This window comes from Luteibacter sp. OK325 (genome assembly GCF_003050935.1).
Classification (GTDB): domain Bacteria; phylum Pseudomonadota; class Gammaproteobacteria; order Xanthomonadales; family Rhodanobacteraceae; genus Luteibacter.
In genome coordinates, this window is record NZ_QAOX01000002.1 from 769,288 (window position 1) to 789,510 (window position 20,223).

The window sequence follows — 20,223 nt, forward strand, 5'->3', positions numbered from 1 at the left end:
TTATCGTCTCAGGGGCGCCGATGGGTGCCACGAGACGAGCGTATTTGTAGATCCCTTCCCGTGCCGCGCTTGCCAGCGCACATATGGCAAGCGCTACTCGCGCCGCCGAACCGGCCGACGACGCGATACCGACACATCACGGATTCGCCGTTTCAGACTCACTCCAGCCAGAACAGCCCGAAGCGTTACAGGCGCGAACAACATAAGTAAGCCGTGCCCCCGCGTCCTGCAGGTTGCTGTAAAACAGCTCCGCCCCGCCATACACCGATATGTTGTTTTCCAGCACCTCGTATCGCGTCGCGTACGGCTGCGCTGCCCAGACGACCCTCACTGTTCGCTTGTCACGGTTGACGACATGCACGGTCGCTGTAGGGCGCGGCGGCGTTGGGGGAATGTTCGACACCGTGACTGCGACCTGGTTGCTCCAGTTCGTGCATGCCGACGCGTTGCAGCCCTGAACCAGGTAGTAATACGTCCCGTTCCCCCGTCCCGCTGTAGACCAGGACTGTGATGCCGAGTACTGGACTGCCGTCCAACCCGCACCGTTGATGTTTTCGAGTAGGTTGTAGACCGTTGCCCCCGGAGAGGCAGACCAGTTGAGGCCGTAAGCACCATTGGTGCTCGTCCCACCGCCGTTGAGGGTCGGCGGTGTGGTGGGCGGCAGCAGAACGGACACGGGTGCACTCGTCGTGTATCCGCTACAGCCGTTGGCGTTACAGGCCCGCACTCGGTAATACCAACCGGCTGACACACCCTCGTTGACGGTCGCAGACGTTGCCCCGCCAACGTACACCTCGGTCCAGGCTCCGGTGTAGGTGTGCTCAAGACGGTAGAGGGTCGCGTAAGGCGCCGCCGGCCAGCTGACCGGCACAGCACCCGTCGAAGTGGCGGGAACCGTGATGCCGGACGGGGCCGGGGGAATGTGCGCGACGGTGACGGTGTTTGACACCGTCGGGTCCCCGCAGCCGATGGCATTGCAACCCCGCGCACGGAATGCATAGGTTCCGTCCGCCGGATTGCTGACGGTCGCCGTCCTGGCCGTTCCGGTGTAGACGACCGTCCATGTCGCGCCGCCGTTGTACTGCTGCTCGAGCTTGTAGCTCGTGGTGTTGGCCGTCGCGGACCAGGTCACGGTGATGGTGGCAAGGTCACCCGACAGTGCCGTGCTCGTCGACGCAGGTGGCACCGGCGCCCGAACGGACGCCGGCATGTTGAACGTCCCGGACCCGGTGAGCTGGGTATCTGCGCCACCGGTGACGGAAATGCCATTCACATACAGGGGCTGCCCGGCATAGGCGATCCGGTCTGCCTCGGCAAATGTGATGGTGAAGCGGTACGCGCTGCCCGTTGAGTGGCATTGCGACTGCAGGGCCGCCTCACTGGCGAGGTTGGCGTGATACACGCCGACAGCGGTTCCCGTCCCCGTAGGTCCGCCGGCATAGAGCCGGACGTCGAGCGAGGTCGGCAAGCCGGTCGAGCACGTCCATCCGCCCAAGGAGGCGCTTGCCCCCTCCACAAACCGGTCGATGGCGCCGATAACGACTGAATTGGTCGCTTTGGCGCTCGCAATGAGCTTCTTGCCGAGATAGACGTAGTTCGTACCATTGGTCGATGCATTGTCGTACTCGAACATCAGCTGACCGGCGCTGTTGTAAGCGTAGTAGGTCGTGGCCGAGGGGGTTTTCTTCTCCACCCGACGTCCAGCCGCGTCGTACAGGTAAGTCCCGCCGTTCGCTGCTGTGGCCACAAGCCTGTTTGCTTCGTCGAAGGTCAGCGTTTTTGCGTCCTTGACGACGGTATTCCCGCGAGCGTCGTAGGTGAACGCGTGAACCTGTCCGGACGCATTGCTGATGGACGTGAGGAGGTTCGAGTCGTTGTACGTGTACGTGTTGGTGCCACTGCTGTTGACGATGCTGCGAATGTTGTTGAGCGTGTCGTAGGTGTACGTCTCGCTGCCCCACAGGTTGTCGGCGGTTGCCGAAGTCAGGCGATTGAGACCGTCGTAGGTCATCACCTTCCTGCGTTGCCCGTTTCCAGCGACGTCATTGATTGCCGCCACATTGCCGGCGGGGTCGTAGACGAAGTCCTCGCTGACGTTGAAGACCCCACCCTTGGCGTAAGTAAAATTGCTGGGCAATTTGCGGTCGTTTTTCTCTGCCGAGTACACGGCACCATTGCCGAGGTTGAAAGATGCCACGTCCCCGTCGGGGAAATAGGCGATGGACGTCGCGTAATTTTCCACCGACGTCGGGCGACCCATCGCATCGGGGTGGTACTGCAGGATGTCCCCGTTCGGGTAGTGCACCTTGCTCAAGGCACCGTTGCCGTCGTACTCATACCCGAGTGCCCAGTTCCACCCGTCAACGGCGAGCACCTCCGCGGTCAGCGCGCCCAGCTTGCTGTGACCGAATGTCCAGGTCACCTTGTCGCCAACCGTCGAACCGGATGGATTGCCGAGGGCATCGTAGGAGAACGTACTGGCCGGGGTGCCCATCGGGTAGGTGACCGACGTCAGGCGGTTCATCGCGTCGTAACCGCGCACGGTCTTTGCGGCCTCGGCCACCTGGTCCCGACCGCAGCCTGCGTCATTGAATGACGCGCCGGAGACACTCCAGACCAGATTGTCGGCAGCATCGTAGTCCATGATCTGACTGCCGGACTCCGGCTCGAACGACCGGCACAGACGCCTGTCGTCGTCGTAGGTCATCGTTTTCGATATCGTCTTGCCGGAGTCAACCTGGCTAATCGACCTCGGATTGCCCAAGGTATCGCGGCTGATGGTTTGCTCGACACCCTCTTCGCCCACGACGCGGGTCACGCTCCCATAGGACGGTTGATCAAAGGCTTGTCCCCATATCGAGGTCTTCTTGCCGCGAGGATCCGTCGTTCGTTTCTCGCCGCCCGGCAGGTATTCGGTCGCGGTATAGAGGTCGCCAAGTTCGGAGTGCTGGAAGGACTGGGTCGGGCGACCCAGCGCGTCATAACGGTCAGCGACACCAAAGTCCATCGCCGCCAGTGCGGGCAGCGTGCCATCGCCGTTGCGCGAATACGCGTACGAATGGAATGTCTTTCGCCCCTTCCAGTCGTAGTCTGTGCGCGTGCTTGCCGACGGCGTTCCATCGGTGCCGTAAGTGTCATCGATAACCGGCCGAAGCATGGCGTCGAAGGCGGTGAGTTGGACCTTGGCGCCCTGAACGACCGAGCGCTGCCAATGCGCACCGGGCAAACCACGCGTGGCGTCGCCAGCGAACGCGTAGCTGAAGGTCTTCGTGTTCCAGGGAATTGAATCGTCCGCAGGGTACGTGATGCTGGCGATGCGTCCGATGGCGTCGTAGCCGTAGGTCGTCGTCGCACCCACCTGGTTGGTAATGGCGGCGATCTGGCCGAAGTCGTCGACCTGCAGGCTCTGCGTCGTCACCACGGGCGCGGCAGGATAAGTAATCGTCTGGGGAATGCCCCGCTTGTAGTTCGAAAGTGCGGTGGTGTGGCCGTTGCCGTCGGTGAAAGTCGCAAGCTCTCCCTGCCCATCAAACGTGTAGTCAACGACTTTCCGTCCAAACCTGTAGCGCTGGGAAAGCGTGAGATTCGTCAGCTCATAGACATCCCGGCTGACGACAACCCCTTCAGTCAGGTTCTCAGCCTGCAACGGGATGCCCAAAACCCAGCGTGCGAAGAAAGCCGGGGCGTAGTCCGGAGAGTCTTCCTGAAATGTCGTCTTCTCGGTGACCCCGTATCCCAGCGAGCTGCTGCGCTGAATTTGAGTGGGCCTCGCAAACGCGTTGAACGCGGTCGCGCTCCATGTGTAGGTATCGTTCTCGGACGTCACGACCTGAGTGCCTACCGGAAAGCGCTGCCGGTACTGCGCCTCGTTGACGCGGTTCGACGGAGGGAAACCCCAGTACTGTGGGTAAGCCGCAGCACGACCGTCCTTGCTCGTGCCGTCCAGGTTCTTTTCGGGGTTTACATACTGGTATTCAGTGAGGCGGCGACGGGTGGTGCTGTCGGCTGCTCCATCAAAAACCTCTTCCGTTTGAAGCAGGCTCTCGGACCAGTCGTAAACATTGCTGAAGGTGCTGCGTTCTGCGTGCAGGTCAGGATACGTCACGGTCGTCGAGACCGTGTTCGGGCACCCGTTGGTGCAATTGATTGACCAGCTCTCGTTGGAGGGCGAGTAGGCATAGTTCCAGATTTGCGGTTGCTCCGGCGTGGCGACGCCCGCGCCGTAGACCTGCTTTTGCGTGATGCCCATACCGTACGACGCGTTCGGAATCAGTGCGTGTGTACCCGGCCCACTGGGACTCGGGGATGTGTTCGTGCCGGCGGCACACACACGGCTCACGTGTGATCGGCCGCGCTTGAGAGGCGTGACATTGAAGGTTCCGGTCAATCCCGACGGATGCGTGATGCTGCCGGTATAAGGCCTGCCGAGATTTCCTGGCTCACCAATGGCGTCGCACGTGCCCGCTGAAGACATGTCGACCCAAGCATTGAGTCCAAAGTCACCCAGATTGAAGGACCAGGCCGACCCATCCGGTTGCGTCACGGAGGTCAGCGTGTTGAGGAGTCCCTGCTTCGTATAGGCGTACGTCCAGGTTCGGGTGCCAGCCGCCCCGCCCTGCACGGTAACGCCGTGGACGCGGGGCGTTCCGGCGTCATAGGCAATCGTGACATGCCGGCCATCGCTCGCCGTGATATCCGTGACAAGGTCACCGCTGTAAGCATAGGTGACCCAGTTGCCAAACCGGTCCTCGATGCGGGTGACCAGCATGCGACCTTCGCGGCGAAGCAGCAGGTCGGAGTCAAGCGCGTTCGGCTTGAACGTGCCATCAGCTTTGGCCGCCCGGTCGCCCGGACCCGCATCGAGGGCTCGCGTGATGTTTGGCATGTAGCGGTAAGACAGGTGGTCCAGCCAATACTTCGTTCCGTCCGGGCCTACTGCAAGAAAACCTTCGGTCGTCGGATCGTTGCTCGCTTGGGGGAGGCAGCCAACCGCCCAGTCTTGCTTGGTTACAATCGGGTAGACCAGTCCACCGACTCCGGGCGTAGCGGTGTTCTCTGCCGACCGTTGCAGCAGCTCCTGGCTTCCTTCGCCGGGAATGTGAAGCTGGTAACCGGTCCACCACGATGCCGGCTCCCAGTCCGCACGTTCAGAATCCCCACCCGGCGCGGCCACACTTGGCGGCGCGCGAAAATCGCTGCAGATGGTTTTTGGATTGGTCGAGGCGACAAGCCAACCCTTGACGTTATTTTGATTGGCGGTGGTCGTGGTGATGAGGGGAAGCTCAATGTCCCAGTCGCCAAAGGCGCGGTTTTGCAAATCCGGCCTGTCATCCATGCTGTGGAGAATGAACTCCCGACCGACAGTGATGGTTGGCCCGGTGCCGGTGACCGTGACGTCGACCTGGCGGAAGGACAGGCTGCCGTCATAAAGGCCGATGCGCTCACCGAAGGGATTGTCGCCAAGGGGCTGGATGTCCTGGGACACCTGGATGAGTTTTTTGTACTCGTCCTCGGGCTGCGCGTTGCTTTGTGCCAAGACGGATCCTGTCACTGACGCCAGCACAGTCGCAATCAATAGAGCCCTGGAGATACTCACACCGCGCCGCACACGACCGAAGGCCGTGTCTTGCATCGTCAACATCATTCCCTTGTCCCCTGTAAACCGGGCCTTTTCAGGCCATGAGTGGTGTTTCCGTGGCTTTCTTTCGGCGCAAGCCTGCAGACAGATGCTGCGACGCGCACCGACGCGTCGCGCATCTGTCCCCCTCCTTAACGAAATGTCTGACCATCCCCGAAGCCGCGTCGCTCACAGCACTGGAGGCGCTGGATGTGCCGTCTTCGGTCTTTCCGGCATAGCAGCGTCGGCTGCCCTGACGCTCAGCACCGCGTCGGCGAACGGCGCGCCTTGCAGGTCAAAATCGACTGTCCAGCCCTTGCCCGACTCAATGGTCAGATTCCCACCGTTCCGCACGACGGCGTAGAGACCGTTCTTCCCGGCGACGCTCTGGGGCGAAAGGACCCGCTTTCCCCCGACACACACAACCTTGAACGAAAACCAGGTGCCCCCGACCTTGTACCGGTCGGTTCTGCCGGTGTCCTCACACGCTGCTTGCAAATTGTCGCTCGCCAATCCGTACGCTGGCCTTGTCGAACCTTTCTCCGTCCAGCCGACGAGTTGTATCCGACCTCCACTTCGCGGGGCCAGGACCATCAGTCCGCCAAGCGGTGTCCACCTGGATGACGCAGGGTCATCAGCGTGTTCGCCCATCACCTTGTCGAGGTTGGCAAACGCATCGCTCATGACTTTTTGGGGAGATGGATTCTGAGCCATTGCTTGCGGCACGGAGGTAGCCAAAGTGGTGACCCAACCAAGTACCCAAATGAGTCTCCGGCGCGTCATTTGCATTGACGCCGCTTGCAGAGCTCGTCAGCCGCCTTCTGTCCCATGAAGTGCACGGCATTGCTCATGTCATCAGGCGACATGCCCGGCTGCCAAAGATGCCAGGCAGAGATGTTTCTCACGCTTTCATTGAACAAGGCCTGCGTATTGAACGCATGCTTCTCGCTCAATTCCACGTCCGCCCGACGATGCAAATCGAAAGGTCGATTGCTCTGCCTCTGTGACAACCATTCGGTCACGACTTTGCCAATCGGCAACGCGGGAATGGCAGCCAGCGACTGAGGCGAAGGAAATGCCGTCTGCGTGGCGGGAGGTAAGGGCGGGGGTGCTTGGTTTGGCAATGCCGGTGCGTGCTGGTTGGCAATGGCCTGCTGCGCCGCTTCGCGCATCAGTTGCTGGACGTACGGCTCGTTGGCGAGTGTCCCGATTTTCTCAACCGCCTCCATCGCAAAGGCATGGTCTTCCTTGCCCTTCGCTTCTACTTCGATTGAACCATCCGGTTTTCGGATGAGGCGGTAGTGGCGACCTTCGCCCGTCAGCCCCGCGATGATCTCGGCAACGTCCTTCTTCCCTGCCATGCCCAACTTCCGCACATAGGTGTTGAGCTCATCATACGCACGCCAAAGAGTGAGTGCGACGTCGCGGGCAACGGGCAGGTCACGGGTGCCAAGGGTCCGCTTGATGACGGGTTTGTTGAAGATGTCAATGAGCGACACGGGCATGCGCCGACGGAAGTGCCAGGTGCCAGACGGGGTTTTGACGAGGTAGTGCGGGATGCGCATGCGAGACCTATGTGTCCCGAAATGTGTCCCGATGGCAATTTTTCCTGACCAATACAAGGAATTGCTTTTTACTTGGAAAAATACGGTCTGGCGGAGAGAGTGGGACACGATCAACCGACTCTCCCCCAACGCTTCGGACACTTCCGGTGTGTACGGGAATGTGTACCGGGATCCTAGCGGGTCGGATGGGTCTGTCAATGGCGAAGAATATTTCCGCCTACCCCCTTGACGAGGCCGGGATCCTGGTTATCGTTGATGAAGAGATGCAGCACGGTGTGCCACGGTGAACGTGGCTTAGAAAAAACGGTGCCTGGTTTGACCATGCGCAATAGCTGCATCTTTGAAGCCGTCCTTCGGGGCGGCTTTTCTGTCGCCCTGCTTCCGCCTGCCCCGCCCGAGCGCCACTCCCTGGCCAGAGATTGCGCGAACGAGCATGTGACGAGAAACGCTGCCACGGATCGTCATGGCCGCCAGGAGCCAGCTCAAAAGGGATATTCGTTAAGTGGACAGACCGCCAAACTGCTGAAGCGCGCCTCCCACGATTGCGCCGCCCACGGCACCCACAACGAGTATCGCGCCGCCTATGGCCTGTCGTACAAAGTATCTGTGTCTTTCAGAAAGAATCATTTCCTTGGCTACGCGCGTCCCTTTGCTGTCCTCTCCGCGAACGTAGCGCTGAGGGTGGAAGATGAAGTTAAAACTGTCCGACCATGATGAGAACTCGAGCCACTTTTCTCCCTGCTCGCGTGCCAGCTCTTTCGCCTTGTCGCGGACGCGCAGCATATGTTCTATGTTTATGAGAATGTAGATGATCCCAGGACTTGCTCCCAAAAAAAATCCGAGCTCAAATGATTCCATAGTGCTACTCCGGCGGATTCGCCGCATCTCGACAAGCCGTCCTTCGGGACGGCTTTTTTAGTGGCGCTGCTGTGCCTCGAGATGCGATGGCAGCCGCGCCGCAAAGGCGGGCGTCATAGCCACAGTCAACGCCCGCCCCTTCCTGACCGACGAACCGAGCTCACAGTACGACCTGACGACGGTCCCCCGGCCGACGTCACGCCCCTCCAACGCTGCCGTGTATTTCGGAGCTCCTTCTCCACCAGTTATCCATTAGCGCTGAAATGGCTTGCGGTCATGGCTTTATTCTTTCACTCAGGTCCCGGGCAACAAGCCTGCCGCCGTCAACACTTCGTCTCGCGAGGTCATACAGCTGAATCGGTTTCCCAATCGCATACTCAGCGGCATTCTGACTGTCCTCGGGGTGTCGGCAAGACCGGCCCCAACATGGCATCCCCTTCAGAATCGAAACGATGAGAACTCTCTCAGCCCTTCCGGACAATGGCACCCCATCCAGTGTACTCAGCGCGAAAAAGCCGCGCGACGCAATGTAGAAGACCAGACGCCATGATCAGGCGAGAGCCGTCGATTGCCATGACTATTGTCGCTGTCACTTTGTAGGCATCATCGCTCAAATCCAGGCTGGATTCCGCGTAGCCAGCGCTCCGAAGATAAGCCGATAAATCTTTTGCCGCATCGAGGCTGTTGCACTCAAAGAAAAAATCGACAGGTCGTTCCTTCTCGGCAATATCGCCCTGCCCGGCGAATCCCTTCAGTGCCTCTGAGTCCTCAGACGACAGCTCCAACAGTTCCTGAAGAAGCACAGTTACCTCTCCCTTTTGAAGAATCGTTTGCGCCGTTTTTCGGCTGGGACATCAAGTGATCAGGCGTAGCAACTCAACCCACTTGTTCTTCCGACCGAAATACTCGTCTCGGATTCGGTCCTCAACATGCTCGGCGCTCCACACGGCTGTCCGCTCCAATCCAACCACCTCGTCAAGGGTTGCGGGCAAGATCGCTCCGTTACGGTAAATTCGCACTTTCTCCGGCCGACCATGCTCCTGAATGAATGTTGGCGGTGCCGCGACCTCTGGGACCAATTCCTTTGGAACGTCCATGATGGGCCAACGGCCTGACTTGATGGCGCTGTCCATTACCGCGACGTAAAACATAGGGGCGCGCTGCAGAGCATCTGCGACAGTGGAATGCCCTCGGGCATCGAAGATCGCAAAATTTGCGTCCGGCAAAATCACCGCATACGCAAGCAGATCGTCCTCACCCAAAGCGATGGCTACGACGTCGCCAACACGTATTCGAATACGACCTTTTCTCATCACCTATTCACCAAATTCTCTTAAAGCATCGCGATAGTATTGAATACGGTTCACGTTTTTCGTACTAACTCCGTTGATCTTGTTCGGGGAGCTACCGTCCATAGATTGGGAACCGCCATATTTCTCAATGAGCATGTTCTCCCACAAGGTGAACTCGCGACCCTCGGTCAGCAATGGCTTGATGTCCTGCGGACAGAGAAAGGCAACCCCGACAACCCGTCTCCCGCCGGGCTTCATCGGCTGCTTCAACTCTCACTGTCGACTCCCTGCAAAGTACCGAACCCGGCGACACCGTGGTAAATGCCCGGGCCCATGGGTGTCTGTCTGCCCCCATCCGAAGTACTCGCAAAATGAAGGTCGAGGATGGCGTCGACTCGCATTGCATTTCCCGAATACGATCTATCCACTCCGCCGACTAATGCTCGTCGCCCGGTTGAGACCGAAGTCGCCGCTTCGTGTTCAACATCTCACCGATACGCTTGCACACTGCGCCAATAACACACGCAATACCGAGGTTGATCATGGTGGCAAGCGCGAGGCCCACGAGCCCAATGGTCAATCGGGAAGCCATCATCCACAGCGGTTGCTCCGCTGCCCAATGTCCAAAGACACTACCGGGGAGGCCTAGCAACCAGCTGGCGAACCACAATCCGTCCGGCCACAGGCGGGCTGCTTGAGCGAGCCAGATGAGTATGCTTGCCACCTGGATCGCAGCGACAAATATCATCCATTTCTTCATGTGTCATCCTCATCCCCGGGCTCCATTGTTCTTCCCCGTTGCCGTCACCGTATCTTCCGAGGTTCTCCTTACACACTCACCCCGTGTTCGCTAAGCCAAACCGCGAAGCCAGGCACGCACTGATAGAAGACCATCGATATTCTTGCCAAGTCCAGCCCGACCCATTCCGCCTGCATCACCACAAAGTCTGCGGATTCCACCGACAACGTGCTGTTTTTGGTAAGCGCGCACCATACAAGTCGGTTTCTTGCCGATTCCGCCTTGTCCACATATCCCCGTCGCATGTCTGCATCAATATCATCTGCAAACATCTTGAGGAATCGCGAGTATTCACCATGCTCCCTGCCGTCGAGGCGAGCGCGAGCAACGTCGACCGCTTCGCGCTGCACCGTGCTCAGCGTGTCTCCGATAAGGTCGCACAACTGCACTGAAACCCTCGGCATTGTTTCTTTGTCGGGCGGCGGGTTCGTCTCCTCAAGAAACAGGTACATGGCGTCCGCAATTTCGGACGACTTTGTTGCCGACCATTCGCTGCCTGCCATTGTGCTAGCCCCGGGTGACGGAGTCAGAACCTTAACGCCAAGCTTATCGGTAACGTAAGTGCACGTCGGAGTTGGAGTCCTTACCAGAGACGAGTCATGGACGAACGACATCGCCGGGCTCGACTTTGATATATCGGGTACTCCGGAAGGGTACGCCGAGGCGTCGGAAGCCTTCAACGCGACTGTCTGCGAGGCATACGCGTTGAGTCAGGCAACTGAGCACCTGCAGGCCGGTTCCGGTCAGGTCGAACTCAACGTCATGGCCTGGGTGCGACAATAGGGTCGGCTCTGGCGCCTTCCTTACGGCTTCTCAAGCCACTTCACAATGTCCGGACCGAGCGTGCTTTGCAGCGGGCAGGAAAGATCCTCCGGCGACACCCGACGACAGGGTCGCATCCCCGCCAAGGCGCGCGCAACTTCGCCACGCTCCGCATCGTTCACGCCGGCATAAACATGGACAACACCATTCGACTTCACATCTGGGACGAGGATGATGTCAATCCGGGGATGACCGTCGGGCGCGGACTTGTAGCCCTTCACTCGGAATCCTTCAACTTTCTCGTCGAATGACTGTGGCGCGTTAATTTTGTCCTCCTGACTTTGAAGATACGCCCGCAGAAGGACCCGATTATTCTGGTTAAACGTATAACGCGCGACATCAACCGGGACTTCGAAGGTCACAGACGCGTTTACCGGCAGTGTTATGCAAACCGCACCCATGAACACATTGCAGCGTTCCTGCGACAGGTCCATCGCTTTCGCGGAGCCTGCTGAGCCCAACCAAAGGAAAAACAGGTAAGTGAGACACAGCGCGGCACGATTTGATCTATTTGGTCTCATCACGCTGAACATTTCCTTTCGAGTTGATTAACGTCTCGACGTCAGACGAGCTAATACGGCCAGGCACCGTGTTCATGATGTCGTCGTTATTCGGAATTATTCCTCCGTCTGGACTTTTTTGATCGTCAACGCCGCCGAGGTGAAGCACCTCATGCTGAGCTACTCCTTCGCCGAATCGGTCGTCGGTACGAATCGTCGTCTTGTTACCACCTAGGTCAGCATTGCTTCGACCGGTGGGGTCCGAGGTACTGCCTTTCATCAGCGTTATGGTGTTTACAGCCTTCGACGGCGTTCCCGTGAAGAGACCTTTCGTCACCGTGGTTGTCTCGAAGTTAACGTTGGTCGCCTTTCCATTCACGACATAGTTGCCCGACATAGCAGCTACCTGAGAAATGAAGATTTCCCTGTTCGATGCACTTGATGCTTCTGCTCCCGCGAATATTACAGGATACTGTACTGAAATCGATCCATCCGTGCGCCGAGTTACTATAGGAACACGGCCATCCGGGTCAACGTTCCCGACCGGATTATCGTTCGCGTAGCTATAAGGCCCGAACCGATCCACCTTGCCTTCCTTGTCCGGTGACGGATCTACACTCAAGAACCGCCCCACCACCGGGTCGTAATACCGGGCCTGCATGTACACCAGGCCCGTATCCGGGTCATTCACATGCCCCGTGTACCCCGGCCCCCCAGCCGGTGAGCCCAGCACCTGGCTGCCGTAAGGCCGGTAGTCGGACGTCGTCAGGATGTTTCCGGACGCGTCAGCCGTGGCCAGCGGGGTCCCCTGCTGGTTGGTGTAATAGTAAGTGACCGTCTCGGCGGTGGACGCGCCTGCAAAGAGCACCAAGAGCGACAGCACCAACACACGGCGCCAGGGCTCGCTCATGCTTCTAAAATTCATTGAACGTGTGCCTCGGGCCAGCCGTGAAAGGAAACGAACAACATTCATGCATGAGGTCATGAGAATTCTCCGAATCACGGTGACGGGAAGGACACGTAAGCCGAACAACCAGACGCATTGCACGCCCGGACCGAGTACGTGCCGGTCAGCGTGGTCGATGTACCACTCTGCAGAATGTACGAAGTGGCAGTTCCGCTGTAGGCAGTCGTTGTGCCGGAGAGCACTTCATACCGGGTCGCACTCGCGACTGCAGCCCAGGAACCGGTGAAGTTGTATGTCGTCGTCCCAACGACCGTCCGGGTGACCTGCAACCCGGTTGGCACAGTCGGCGGTAACGTCACTGTGACCGTGGAATATGAGCCCACGGGGCCACATCCGGCGGCATTGCAGGCCTCGGCCCGATAGCTGTAAGACCCGGTGGCCTTGCCGCAAAGGGCGAGTGTTCCCGAACCGTCATTGCCGATGGCAACGAAGCTCCCCGAGCCCACCTTCTCCTGCAGCACATACGACGTCGCCCCGGACACGAGCGACCAACTCACCGTGTAGCACCCCGTGGTGTTCGTCGCCGGTACCGAAACAGTCGGCGAGTTTGTCGGCACGATGGACACGTTCGACGATCCGACCGGGCTGTATCCGCCGCACGGGCCGCTGTTGCACGCGCGGACCCGAAAGTAGTACACCCCGCCGGTTGATACCGTCTGCGTGTAGGTCGTCGGCTCGCCTGAATAGATGGTGCTGAAACTGATGTTGTCGAGGCTTTGCTGGAGTTCGTACGTCCGCGCGTACATGGCGGCCGGCCAACTCATAGCAATCCTTCCCGTGCTCGTTGCCGGCACGGAGATGGTCGCCGGGGCGGCCGGGGTGTGCAAGACGACCAACCCCGCACTGGTGGTCCAGCCGCTGCAGCCTGCGGTATTGCAAGCTTCCGTCTGGAAAACATAGGTACCGTCGGTGGTTGATGCCACCGAAGTCGAAGTTCCTGTCACCGTGAAATTGTTGCCCAACGATGGGTTATGCATTCTCACGGTGTAGTACGTGGCACCGCTTGCTGCGGGCCAAGCGACGGTGACGCTCTGCTGGTCGGCATTGAGGATGACGGTGACATTCGATGGGGCCGGAGGAATCGTCACCGGCACCGACACCACGGTCGTCGCTATCGGGCTCCAGTTGCCGCACCCACTGGCACCGCACGCACGCACCTGGTAGTGGAACGTGCCCGCTGCTGCATGCGTGATGGACTTGCTCAGCGCGGTCCCTGTGTAGACGGCCGTCCACGTACCGCCGTCGGGCTCTTCCTGGAGCTGGTAGCTTGTCGTCGACGGGATTGAGGTCCAGGACACGGTGTACGCGGTATTGGGCTTGCCGGTCGCCGGTGCTGTGAGCACGGGTGCCCCGGCTCCGGCCACACTGTCCGTGCGGGCAACGAGCTTCTTGCCGAGGTAGATGTAGTCCGTCCCGTTGTTGCCGCTGGGATTGAACTGCCAAAGCAGCTGCCCGTCGTGCGTGTACAGGGAATACGTGGTCGCCCCCGACACGACTGCCTTCACCCGCCGACCTTCGGCGTCGTAGGTGTACTTGTCAGTGCTGGTGTTGACCGAGGTCAAGCGGTCGGCTTGGTCGAAGGTGTAGTGCTCGGTGCCGTTCAAAGTCACGTTCCCCCGCGCGTCGTAGGCAAAGGTCCGCGACACGCTCCCACCTCCAATGCTGGTGAGCTTGTTGGTCGCATCGTAGGCGTACGTGTTGGTTTGTGTCCCCGAGACGATGGTGGTCAGGTTGTTGAGAGGGTCGTAGTTGTACGTATCCGAACCCCACAGGCCGCTTGCAGCAGTCTTCAGACGGTTCAGCCCGTCGTAGCCGAACGTGCGGGAGCGCGGGCCGCTGGCGACCAAGTCATCGAGCTCGGTGATGTTGGCGTTCGGGTCGTACTTGAAGCCCTCGCTGAGCGTGAGGGTCGTGCCTTGGGTGTACGAGAAGTCCGACATCAGCTGCCGGGTGTTTCGTTGGGCGAGATAGTCCACCCCGTTACCCAGCGTAAAGTGCAGCAACTGGTCGTCCGGGAAATACGAGGCACCGGTCGCATAGGTGCCGGCCTGGGTGGGACGGCCGAAGGCGTCGGGAGCAAGCGGAACAGCTTTGCCATCCGGATAGCTCACTGCCGCCACGACGCCATTGACGTCATACCCCAGGCCCACCGGCCAGACGTGGCCATCGACGGACAAGCTCTGCCCAGTGGTCAGGTCGCGCTTGTTGTAGGTAAACAGCCACTGGACCGCCGCCGCGCCAGTCCCTGACGATTCGGTCGACGGCTTGCCGGTCAGCGTGTAGCTGAAGTCTGCTTCCGGCGTCAACCCATCACCGTAGGCGACCTTCGTGACACGGTTGAGTGTGTCGTAGGTGCGGGAAACCATGGCGGCGGCAAGCACTTGGTCATAGCCGCAACCAGCTTCAGTGATGTTCTGGCCCTTCGAGCTCCAGACGACGTTGTTGGCCGCGTCAAAGCTCGTGACCGTGCTCATGGTCTCCGGCTCGAAGGTGCGACAAACCCGCTTGAAGCTGTCGTAGACCATGGACTTGGTGATGCCGCCCTGAATGACGGTTTGCGGATTGCCGTACAAGTCGCGCGTGATTTGCTGGACGACGCCTTCCGGGGCTTCCACCTTCACTGCATTTTTCAACTCGGGCTCGTCGAACACCTGGTAGGTCGTGGTCGTGGTGTTGTTGTTCGGATCCGTGACCTGCTTCCTCGCACCCCCCGGGTAGCCCGTCGTCGTGACTGCTGCGGGATGGTTGAGGTCTTCAGACGGCTGTATGGTCTGGATGGCCCGGGAGAGCGCGTCATAGTTCGTTGTGATGCCGTTGGTCACGGCGCTAGAGTTGTACGCCTGCAGCCCGTCAACCGCGTAGGACTGGAAAGTGGTGTTGCCCTTCCAGTCGTGCACGGTCACGGTGGTTGTCGGCATCGCACCATCGAGGGTGCGATAACGCTGAGCCACCATGGGCCGCAAGAGCGAGTCGAAATAGGTCACCTGCGTGTAATTGGTGGCCGTGCCGTCGCCCTGCGTCACCGTGCGCCGCCAGTGTCCCGTGTCGACGCCCTGCTCGGCAGCCGCCACGAAGTTGTAAGTGAAGACCTTCGGTGCCCAGGCCACGGTGTCACCGGCTGGATAGCTGATTTGTCCCAGACGCCCGACCGAGTCGTAGCTGTAGGTCGTCGCATTGCCGTTCTGGTCAGTGAGGGATGCCACTTCACCAAACGCGTCGACGCCGATGTGTTCGGTCGTCTGGTCCGGATAGGTCACCAGGGTCGGCAGGCCGCGCTGGTACCCGCTCAGGGTCGTGGTGTGGCTCAAGGGGTCGGTAAAGGTCGCAAGCTGTCCCTGGCCGTCGTAGGTGTAGCTCATCAACGTCTGCCCAAAGCGCGAACGGCTTTGCAGCTGGTCAAGTGCTGTGTACGTATTGACGGATTCGGTCTCCGGAGTGGACAGCGTCGGGGAGACGTTGGTCACCGTCTGCGGAAGGCCCAGCACCCAGTGCGAGGTGTCATTGAGGTAGGTCGTCGTCTCAACGAGGGCCGTCTGGCCGGCAATCGAGTTCGAGCGGGTGGCTTGGGTGGGATTGGCAAAGGCATCAAACGCATTCACCGTCCAGAGGTAGGTGTCGTTGTCCTGAACCGTGGTCTTTTGGTTGACCGGGGTGAGCCGTCCCATCTGGTCGGAGTTCACCGCGAGCACAGCCGAGCGGCCCAGCGTCTGCGGCCAGGGGTAAGGCCAGGGTCCACTCGCTGGCGGCAATGCGTAGCTGCTGGCTTCGGACCTGACCAATGCCGACGTGTCGCTGGCAGCGAAGAACTCGGACTTCTGCAGGAGGCTTTCGGACGCATCGAAGCTGTTGCTGAAGGTGTAGCGCGTCGTGCGGTTGGACGGGTCGACCATTTCGGTCGACACGCTCGTGGCGCACCCGGTGCACGGCGACCAGCTGTCGTTCGGTGACGAGTAGCTGTACGTCCAGCTCTGCGTTCCGATGCCGGCACCACTCAAGGTTCGCTGGATGAGCGAATTGGATTTGTACGCAGCGGGAAAGCGCAGCTGGGGGGAAGAGTTGGGATTGAGACACACCTTGGGCACGTTCGACCGTCCCCGGATGGTGCTCTTGAGGATAAAGGTGCCAGTGACGCCGGAAGGCTGCGTGATCGAGCCCGATGACGTGACGGCATCTTGCGGCCGCAGCGTGTAGTCGCAGCCCTGGTTGCTGATGAGCGAACCGTCGCCAGGCAATGGGGCAAATCCCGCGAGGTGGAACTGCCATGAGCTGCCATCTGGCAAGGTCACCGCACTCAGACGGGGGATGACCGGGTCCGTGGTGGTGTCGTAGGTGTACGTCCAGGTGCGCGGTGCGGCACTGGCTGGCTGCACTGTGATGCTGTGGACACGGTAGCCCGGCGGGTCGAAGTAGTTGCCGCCAGTGTCCTTGAACGGGTTCTGCCAGGACTCGTAGGTCAACGTCACCTGTCGACCATCGCTGCCATCGACCTCGCTGAGATTGCCGCTGGCGTCATACGTGTAGGTGACCGAATTGCCGAAGCGGTCGACCACGTGGGAGGCGACCATGGTCGCGACACGACGGTGTAAAGCACCACCGCCGCCCTCGGCGACGCCGTCGGTTTTCTTGAACAGCAACACATCCATGTAGTACTTCGTGCCATCCGGGGAAACGGCAATGAAGCCCTCGCCCGGCTGGCCGTTCGCCGTCGCCGCCGTACAACCCAAGGCCCAACGCGACTTGGTCACCAAGGGAAAATTGATGGCAGCGCCGTTGGCATCCGTCATCGCCGGGAACTGGCTGTTGTACGTCGTGTCGCGCTTGAGGACATCCTGGCTGCCCTGCCCTGGCACGATGAGCTGGTAGCCGTGCCACCAGTCGTCCGCCGGATAGGTGATGACCGTGCCCTTGAACGTCACGAACTCGTCTGGCGCGCCATCGGCTGCGCTGCAGCGGTTTGTGTCGGTGATGAAAAACCACGGCGCGTTTGGCGCCGGGTCCTGGTTGGCGATGCTGCTTGCGGCCGACAATGTCTCGATGCGCGGCGTTTCGAGCGACCAGTCGACGAACGCGTTGTCGATGAAGTCGTAGTAGACCGAATCGGGCGGTACGTCTGCAGGATGGAACGAGCGCGTTAGCTCGATGTCCGGCCCCTGGCCCGAGAGCTTGATGTCGTTTTCCTCAAACGACAATCCGCCGTTGTACAGGCTGATGTTCTCGCCAAAGGGATGGTCCCCGACGGGGTTGATGTCTTCGGACACCTTGATGCGCTTTTGGAACTCGCTCTCTGGCGTGACCGCTGCCGATTGGGCAACCGTCTGGCTCGCAAAGAGGGCCACCACTACCGTGCACGCGACGTTGTCGCGCGCCACCGAAATCCGAAGTCCGACATCCGTCGTCTCCCGTTCCCTTGCTGTCTTGTTGCATGGACGACCCGCCCTGCCAGGTGTCGTCGCCCCTGCCGCCATTGCGCGCGGCTCGGCGAACGTCGGAAAACGCGTATTAGTGCCGCGTGAAACGCATTCGTGAGTTATTGCGGCAGACCGAGTGCGAGAAAGAGCAAGAGGCTGCAAACGAGAGAGTGCGGTCAGCGGCGCGGGAACGAAGCTCCTGAGAGCGCCATCTGTGATCTCAGGACATTCGTCAACAAGTGCAAACCACCGATCTGATCGGTAATTTCTTGCGACGTCGATCTCGCAAAGCGTTGGGACAGGATGCCCCTATAACTTTCGCCGTAGGAAACCGCTTACACGACGACGCGGCGAATGCCTACACAAAAGAATGGACGCGTCGGTACCGCCCTGAACCGCGTGGCCCTCCCATCAGATTTGTCGGTCGGAAAACGTGGGAAATTTGCCGAATTCCCGCAACACAGCGGGACGAAGAAAAGGCCTCGCAAAGTTCGGCAAGGCGACCGCACAACGCGCAGGTCAGCACTTCTCCTTAGCACTTCGGATAGTGTGCCGCACCTGTCGCACAAATGTTACACCGGTACGCGCGGGGCCGGTCCTGCGGGCTTGCGAGCTCGGTGGAAACAGCGCCGCCATCTCATCGCTGCGGCCCTCAAGGGCGCCCACGCAACGACAGTGGAAGGCTCCCGCTAATGGCGACCATCAGGGTCTCGTGACCGCTCCTGCAGGCTCCCGATGTTGCGGAGGACGTCGGATCCTGCCTGGAACATTGCGAGGTTTGCGGGGTGATGCCTCGCCAGCGGCCCGACGGGGACGCAAGCCAGGGCTGCGCTTCCTCAGTTTCCGCACTCCAGTCCACCTGCCTGGCTCGGATGAATCGACTCTTCATGAGCGCAACGGCTTCGTTGAACAACGCAACATCTGTATCCGACGATGTACCGAGTTCCTCTTTCGGCACTAACGCAATGCGAAAATGTCGCAGCTCGAAATCAGTCGAAAAACCGACGACCGCTGCCTAAATGGAGATGACATTGTTCGGGATGAACGCGTAAGTGGTACAGGTCACCCAACCATCGTCAATGCGACGACACACAGCGACTATTGCAACCATCGCTGTAGGATTGGTGACCGAGCCCGCCCACGCCGAGGCCATCATTGCCAGTGAACAGGCCGACCTAGTGGCCGTTGCCCGGGACATGCTCTATGACCCGCGTTGGGGATGGCATGCTGCTGCCGCCTTAGGAGCGACCGTCGATGCACCGCGTCCGTACTGGCGCGCACCGCCGCACGGTCATGCTGACCTTTTCAACGATACGACCTTCGGCGCCCGTTGAAACGACGCACGGCAGACCGATTCCTGCCGTGCGCCATGATCACTCCAACCTGGCCTATCCATCGACCCTCGGAAAGAGATTCTCAGTCAGAAAGTCGACGAAGGCGCGGACTTTCGGGGCGATGAAACGATTGGACGGCCATACTGCGCAAAGAACGCTGGCGAACGTCATGTACTCGTCCAGGACGACAATCAATCTCCCGTCGGCGATCTGCTGCCGGATGGCGAAGTCGGGAAGACACGCCAGGCCGTTTCCCCTTTCCGCCAGCGTGATCAATGGTTCAATGGCGGTCGACGTCACGGCGACGGGAAGAACCAGACCCCGTTCCGTTGTCGTCACCTCCAACGGCCAACGTCGTATGCGCCCAGACGTTGCATATCGGTGATGCAAGCAGGCGTGCACCATTAGATCCCGGGGAACGATCGGCATGCCTGCACGTTCCAGGTAAGCCGGCGAGCCGACGATTCGCAGATGAAACGCCCCCAAAGGTCGTGAGATAAGGCCGGAGTCCGCCCCCTTCCCTGTGCGGATGACCACGTCATAACCATCATCGACGATATTCACCAGATGATCGGTGAAATTCAGATCGAGCTCGATGTCGGGGTAGGCAGAGACGAAATCGCTGATCGCCGGCATAATCAGCTCCCCCACCATAGGCAAACTCACTTTGAGCCTACCCATGGGCGTGATCTTCGAATGAGCGAGTTCTGCGTGGACCGCGTCGATCTCTGAGAAGATCCGATAGCAACTATCGAGAAATAACGCCCCTTCCTGTGTGAGAGTCAGGCCGCGCGTATTCCGGTGAAACAACCGGACACCGAGCCTTTCCTCCAGGCGAGAGACCGCCTTGGTGACGGCAGAAGGCGACACGTTCAATAGCCGCCCGGCCTCCGTGTAGCTCCGGGCCTCCGCTGCCCGCACGAATGCATTGAACGCGCTTAGGCTGTCCATTCCCTCCATTACCTCATCGACTCGGACACCGGCGTCCGACAAACGTCGACTATAGGCCCTCGATTAGCGCCCCTCAATAGATGTCGATCATTATACAAGAAGACAAAAAA

The 20,223-nt window shown here is 59.8% G+C and carries 12 protein-coding genes and 1 pseudogene; 1 reads left to right on the forward strand and 12 read right to left on the reverse strand.

What is annotated here, in order from left to right; all coding sequences use genetic code 11:
- Positions 1 to 136: 136 nt before the first annotated feature.
- From C8J98_RS07230 to C8J98_RS07295, 11 genes are all read right to left on the reverse strand, one after another.
- Positions 137 to 5,536: a hypothetical protein gene (locus C8J98_RS07230; protein WP_158272640.1), complete on the reverse strand. Its 5,400-nt coding sequence runs from the start codon at positions 5,534 to 5,536 to the stop codon at positions 137 to 139.
- Positions 5,537 to 5,806: 270 nt separating this feature from the next.
- Positions 5,807 to 6,301: a hypothetical protein gene (locus C8J98_RS07235; RefSeq protein ID WP_107912406.1), complete on the reverse strand. Its 495-nt coding sequence runs from the start codon at positions 6,299 to 6,301 to the stop codon at positions 5,807 to 5,809.
- A gap of 95 nt (positions 6,302 to 6,396) precedes the next feature.
- Entirely contained in the window at positions 6,397 to 7,182 is a 786-nt protein-coding gene (locus C8J98_RS07240) for a DUF6538 domain-containing protein (RefSeq protein ID WP_107912408.1), read from the reverse strand.
- Positions 7,183 to 7,680: 498 nt separating this feature from the next.
- Positions 7,681 to 8,040 carry a hypothetical protein gene (locus C8J98_RS07250; RefSeq protein WP_107912411.1) on the reverse strand — a complete coding sequence of 120 codons (360 nt, stop codon included), beginning with the start codon at positions 8,038 to 8,040 and terminating at the stop codon, positions 7,681 to 7,683.
- Positions 8,041 to 8,504: 464 nt separating this feature from the next.
- On the reverse strand, positions 8,505 to 8,843 hold the full coding sequence (locus C8J98_RS07255; RefSeq protein WP_158272641.1) for a ribonuclease E inhibitor RraB: 339 nt from the start codon (positions 8,841 to 8,843) through the stop codon (positions 8,505 to 8,507).
- A 51-nt stretch (positions 8,844 to 8,894) separates the two neighbouring features.
- Positions 8,895 to 9,353, reverse strand: a complete 459-nt coding sequence (locus C8J98_RS07260) for a hypothetical protein (RefSeq protein ID WP_107912415.1) — start codon at positions 9,351 to 9,353, stop codon at positions 8,895 to 8,897.
- 415 nt (positions 9,354 to 9,768) lie between these two features.
- A complete protein-coding gene (locus C8J98_RS07270; protein ID WP_107912419.1) occupies positions 9,769 to 10,092 on the reverse strand; it encodes a hypothetical protein in 324 nt (107 codons plus the stop codon).
- 68 nt (positions 10,093 to 10,160) lie between these two features.
- Positions 10,161 to 10,634: a hypothetical protein gene (locus tag C8J98_RS07275; protein WP_146171590.1), complete on the reverse strand. Its 474-nt coding sequence runs from the start codon at positions 10,632 to 10,634 to the stop codon at positions 10,161 to 10,163.
- A gap of 300 nt (positions 10,635 to 10,934) precedes the next feature.
- Positions 10,935 to 11,387, reverse strand: a complete 453-nt coding sequence (locus C8J98_RS07285) for a hypothetical protein (protein WP_107912425.1) — start codon at positions 11,385 to 11,387, stop codon at positions 10,935 to 10,937.
- A 73-nt stretch (positions 11,388 to 11,460) separates the two neighbouring features.
- Positions 11,461 to 12,363: an RHS repeat-associated core domain-containing protein gene (locus C8J98_RS07290; protein ID WP_158272642.1), complete on the reverse strand. Its 903-nt coding sequence runs from the start codon at positions 12,361 to 12,363 to the stop codon at positions 11,461 to 11,463.
- 89 nt (positions 12,364 to 12,452) lie between these two features.
- On the reverse strand, positions 12,453 to 17,789 hold the full coding sequence (locus C8J98_RS07295; RefSeq protein WP_158272643.1) for a hypothetical protein: 5,337 nt from the start codon (positions 17,787 to 17,789) through the stop codon (positions 12,453 to 12,455).
- A gap of 1,148 nt (positions 17,790 to 18,937) precedes the next feature.
- On the opposite strand from C8J98_RS07295, the pseudogene C8J98_RS07300 reads away from it, so the two are divergent.
- Positions 18,938 to 19,162, forward strand: a pseudogene (locus C8J98_RS07300) (oxidoreductase); the annotation flags it as partial.
- Between the two features lie 54 nt (positions 19,163 to 19,216).
- On the opposite strand, the gene C8J98_RS07305 reads toward C8J98_RS07300, so the two are convergent.
- Complete coding sequence (locus C8J98_RS07305; protein WP_107912654.1) at positions 19,217 to 20,113, reverse strand: LysR family transcriptional regulator; 897 nt, start codon at positions 20,111 to 20,113, stop codon at positions 19,217 to 19,219.
- Positions 20,114 to 20,223 lie beyond the last annotated feature (110 nt).